The organism is Microbacterium sp. (assembly GCF_031178525.1).
Taxonomy (GTDB): domain Bacteria; phylum Actinomycetota; class Actinomycetes; order Actinomycetales; family Microbacteriaceae; genus Microbacterium.
The window spans coordinates 1-4,829 of the sequence record NZ_JAPSJA010000181.1 but is presented as its reverse complement, the minus strand read 5'-3'; the positions used below and the strand labels follow the sequence as shown (position 1 = coordinate 4,829).

The following is a 4,829-nucleotide window of genomic DNA, read 5'->3' as shown; positions in this document are numbered from 1 at the left end:
GTTCAGCACATCGATCGTCGGCTGGTCGTTCTGGGTGGCCGAGGCGAACAGGGACGCGCCGATGTTGTCGCCGGCCGACACGAAGACCGTGCCGTCCGGGTTCTGCGCCTTGAGATCCTCCACCGTCTTCGCGAACGCGAGCGTGTTGCCGTCAATCCGGCCGTGGAAGTCGTTGATGTTCACGAGGTCGAGCTCGATCGGCGCGTCCGCCTCGGCGAACTCCAGCCCCACGATCTCGGGGTTGTGGTCGCTCGCGCGGAACACCGAGTCGTCGTACAGGATCGTCGCGTTGTAGTTGTGGCGGCTGTACTCGAAGCCGACCTGCTCCTGCGCGTTGATCTGCCAGACGTCGACGCCCGTGACCATCTCGAACGCGGCCTCGTTGGCGAAGATGTGGTCGAGCGATCCATCCATGCCGTCGAAGTTGTACGTCGCCTCGCCGCCGTTGAGGGCGACGTTGACGTCGGTGTAGCCCGCCTGCTCGATGACCTGCACCGGGTCCTCCATCGCGTAGGCGTTGAAGTCACCCGCGTGGAACACCGCCTCGATGCCCGTCTCGGCCTGCACCTGCTCGGTGAAGGCGACGAGCGCCTCGGCCTGACCGACCCGATCAGGATTGGCGTTGCCCTGCCCGGTGCCGTCGTCGACGCCGGAGCCCTTCGACTTGAAGTGGTTCACCGACACCAGGAAGGCCTGGTCGTCGCCGCCGTCCGCCGGCTTGAACGCCTGGAAGAGCGGCTCTCGCGCGTTGTCGAAGTTCTCCTCGTCGATGAGGATGCGCGAGTCGCCCACCGGGGCCACGTCGGCCGGCTTGTAGATGAACGCCGTGCGGATGACGTCCTCCTGCGCGACGGCGGGAACCGTGGCGGGCGACGGGACGAAGGACCACACCTCCGACCCGGCGTTCTCGTTCAGCGCGTCGACGAGCGTCTCGACAGCGAAGTCCCGGTCCTTGCCGTAGTGCGCGGAGTTCTCGATCTCCTCGAGCGAGACGATCGAGGCGCCGAGGCCGTTGATCGCCTTGACGATCTTGATCTCCTGGCGCTCGAAGTCCTCGGCCTCCGCGGCGCCGCGCGGGCCGGTGTCGCCGCAGTCGTTCGCCGTCACCGGGTCGCCCGCGCGGTCGTTGTACGTCGAGCAGGAGCCGCCGAGCTCGTTCTCGTACTCCTCGGCCGTGGTCGGGAAGTAGTTGAGCACGTTGAAGGAGGCGAGGCGGATGTCGCCGCCCACGTCCTGCGGCTGCAGGTTCGGGGTGCGGGTGTCGCTGAAGGTCACGACGTCGGTGCCGTCGCCCGTGACCGGCGTGGTCGGCTGGAAGTTCCACGCGTCGAAGCGGTACTCGAGCACGACGGGCTCGTGGAACGTCGTCGTCGAGCCGACGCGCACGGGGTTGTCCTGCGTCAGGTACGGCAGCGGCGTGCCCTTGTTTGCCATGCTGTTGAAGTTGGTGGTCGAGCCGTCGTCGAGGGTGATGCGACGCGCGTCGTTCTCCGCCACGATCGCGGCGAGGCCCGCGGTGTCGTCGGCATCGGCATGCTCCGTCGGCGTCTTGAGCGCCCCCTCACCGTGGGCCAGCCCGAACGAGCCGTAGTAGTTGGCGTCGTAGTTGTCGGAGACCGTGAACGGCGTGGCGGGCTGGATCAGCTCGCCCTCGTGCGCCTCCTTCTCCGCGGGGGTGTCGATGAGCGCCCAGTCGGTGAGCGGGGTCACCGTGCCGAGGCTCTCCGCCAGGACGGTGACGCCTCCGGCGGCGGGCGTGATCTCGGTCGTGCCCTGGAACTCGGTGACAGGGCCCGTGACGCGGACGCTCTGACCGATCTCGGCCCGCGCGTGGGCGCCGTAGATGAACAGAGCGTCCGACTTGCCGTCGGCGGGGTCGCCCGCGGGGTCCTGGATGTAGAAGCCGTTGAAGCCGCCCGTGCGGTAGTCGGCGGTCACGACGCCCTCGACCGTGGCGGTCTTGCCGTTCAGGGGCGACGTGTCGCCGGATCCCTGGACGTCGCGGATCGCGACCTTCGACGGGGCCGTCTCGGTCGGCGTGGGCGTCGGAGTCGGAGTCGTCGTCGGCTCCGGATCGGGCGTGGCGTCGCCGGACTTCTGCGGCGTCGGAGCACCGGCCGTGAAGTCCGCAGCGTTCGAGTCGCTGTCGGCGCCGGTCGCGGTCCGCGCGATGCTCGTGCCGTTGGTCGTGCCGGGCGCGGGCGCGGTCTCGAACGTGGCAGCGCCCGAACCCCAGCCGACCATGTCGATGATGTCGTCGCGGCCCGCGGCGTCCCCGGCCGGCCCTGCGTATACGGACGTGGTCGGAAGGAGGAAGAGGCGTCCCGTCGTGCCGGACATGTTCGGCGCGCTGACGACCTGATCGGCGCCGGGCAGCGGCTGGCCGTTGCCGTTGCCTGCCGCGAGCTGAACGAGGAAGTGATCGCCGGCGGCGACCGTGCCGCGCAGCGCCACGCCCCCACCCGATCCGCCTGCCGCGGACCAGTAGTTCAGGCTGAGGCCCTCGAGGCTGATGGCGTCGGCGGTCGGGTTGTACAGCTCGACGAAGTCGTGCGTGTAGGCGGCGCCGCTGTTGCCACCGCCGCCGTAGACCTCGTTGATGACGAGCGCGGTGTCGTCGGGGGCCGCGAAGGCCGCGGCGGGGACGAAGGATGCGAGACAGCCCGCCGTGAGGGCGGCGCTCGCGATGGCCGCGGCGCGACGACGCGCCGGGGCCTGACCGTTGTGAGGCATGAGGGTCTCCGGCTCAAGAGGAGGGAACAGGCAGACGCGGGACGTCAGAACATCAGCGAACCACGCCCGGCCGACTTTCGATCGGGCAGAACTCCCCCACTCTCGTCGCCGCCCGTTTCCGCCCGCTGGCGGCGAGGTTACGTCTTGACGAACAAGCCGATATAAAGCACGGCGCCCCGGCCGTCTCCGGCCGGGGCGCGCGCGAGAGTCGCTGCGATCAGCGCGCGGTGAGCCGCGCGACCGCGTCGGCGGCGGGGACGACCTCGCGGTTCCCCGTGCGGCGGTCCCAGAGCTCGACCTCGCCGTCGGCGGCGCCCCTGCCCACGACCAGAAGCTGCGGCACGCCGATGAGCTCGGCGTCGCCGAACTTCACACCGGGCGAGACCTTCGGCCGGTCGTCGAACAGCACATCCAGCCCCGCCGCCTCCAGCTGCGTCACGATCTCCTCGCCGAGGTTCAGCGCGTCGTCGCCCTTGCCGGTCGCCACGACGTGCACGTCGAAGGGAGACACGGACGCGGGCCAGATCAGGCCCTTGTCGTCGTTGTTGAGCTCGGCGATCGCGGCCAGGATGCGGGTGATGCCGATGCCGTACGAACCCATCGTGACCGTGACGAGCTTGCCGTTCTGATCCAGGACCTTGAGACCGAGAGCCTCGGCGTACTTGCGACCGAGCTGGAAGACGTGCCCGATCTCCATGCCGCGCTCGAGCGTGATGGGCGTGCCGTCGGGAGCCGTGTCGCCCTCGCGCACGGTCGCCACGTCCACGACACCGTCGGCCGTGAAGTCCCGTCCGTAGACCAGGGAGTGCACGTGCTTCTCGTGCTCGTTCGCGCCCGTGACCCACGATGTGCCGTCGACCACGCGCGGATCCACCAGGTAGCGGATGCCGCTCGCCGACTCCTCGCCGAGCACGGCGCCCTGCGCAGACCAGGGGCCGATGTAGCCCTTCACCAGCGCGGGATGACGCGCGAAGTCGGCCTCGGTCGCCTGCTCCACCTCGGCGGGCGCGAACGCGGCCTCGACGCGCTTGGCGTCCACGTCGCGATCGCCCGGGACGCCGATGATCACGAGCTCGCGTGCCTTGTCGGGGTGCACGAGCGCGAGGACGACGTTCTTCAGCGTGTGCCCGGCGGTCCACTCCCCCGTCGCCGGCCTGTCGATGTGCGCGTTGAGGTGATCCACGAGCGTCTGGATCGTCGGGGTCTGCGGCGAGTCGAAGACCACGGGCGCACCGTCCGGGATGGGCAGCGCTTCGGGTACCCGGGTCTCGAACGCCTCGACATTGGCCGTGTAGCCGCCCGCCGAGCGCACGAAGGTGTCCTCGCCGATCGGCGTCGGGTGCAGGAACTCCTCCGACTTCGAGCCGCCCATCGCGCCCGCGTCGGCCTTGACGATCACGTACTCCATACCGAGGCGCTGGAAGATCCGCTCGTATGCGGCACGCTGCGCGTCGTACGAGGCGTCGAGGCCCTCGTCCGAGTAGTCGAAGGAGTAGGCGTCCTTCATCGTGAACTCGCGGCCACGCAGCAGGCCCGCCCGCGGACGCGCCTCGTCGCGGTACTTGTCCTGGATCTGATAAATCGTCAGCGGCAGGTCCTTGTACGACGAGTAGAGGTCCTTCACCAGCAGGGTGAACGCCTCCTCGTGCGTGGGAGCGAGCAGGTAGTCGGCGCCGTGGCGGTCCTGGAGACGGAAGATGCCGTCGCCGTACTCGGTCCAGCGGCCCGTCGCCTCGTATGGCTCGCGTGGCATGAGGGCGGGGAAGTGCACCTCCTGCGCACCGGCCGCGGCCATCTCCTCGCGCACGATCTGCTCGAGCTTCGCCTTGACCCGCAGACCGAGCGGGAGCCACGCGAAGATCCCCGGCGCCTGCCGGCGGATGTAGGAGGCGCGCACGAGCAGGCGGTGGCTGACCACCTCCGCGTCGGCGGGGTCCTCTCGGAGGGAGCGGAAGAAGAAGGATGAGAGCCGCGTGACCATAGGCGTCCAGTCTATGGATCCGCGGCACGCCCCGCCCGATCCTGCCCCCCGGGCGTGAGGGTTCCGTTCGGGGCGTTTCGGGATCGGATGTCGCTCAGTAACGTCGGCGCCATGA

Annotated in this window: 2 protein-coding genes; both read right to left on the bottom strand. The window is 69.5% G+C overall.

Annotation, left to right across the window (positions count from 1 at the left end; all coding sequences use genetic code 11):
• A partial coding sequence (locus RIF89_RS10935) for an ExeM/NucH family extracellular endonuclease (protein ID WP_309069143.1) occupies positions 1 to 2,733 on the bottom strand: 2,733 nt, incomplete at its 3' end.
• A gap of 217 nt (positions 2,734 to 2,950) precedes the next feature.
• Positions 2,951 to 4,714, bottom strand: a complete 1,764-nt coding sequence (locus RIF89_RS10930; protein ID WP_309069142.1) for a proline--tRNA ligase — start codon at positions 4,712 to 4,714, stop codon at positions 2,951 to 2,953.
• Positions 4,715 to 4,829: the final 115 nt, after the last annotated feature.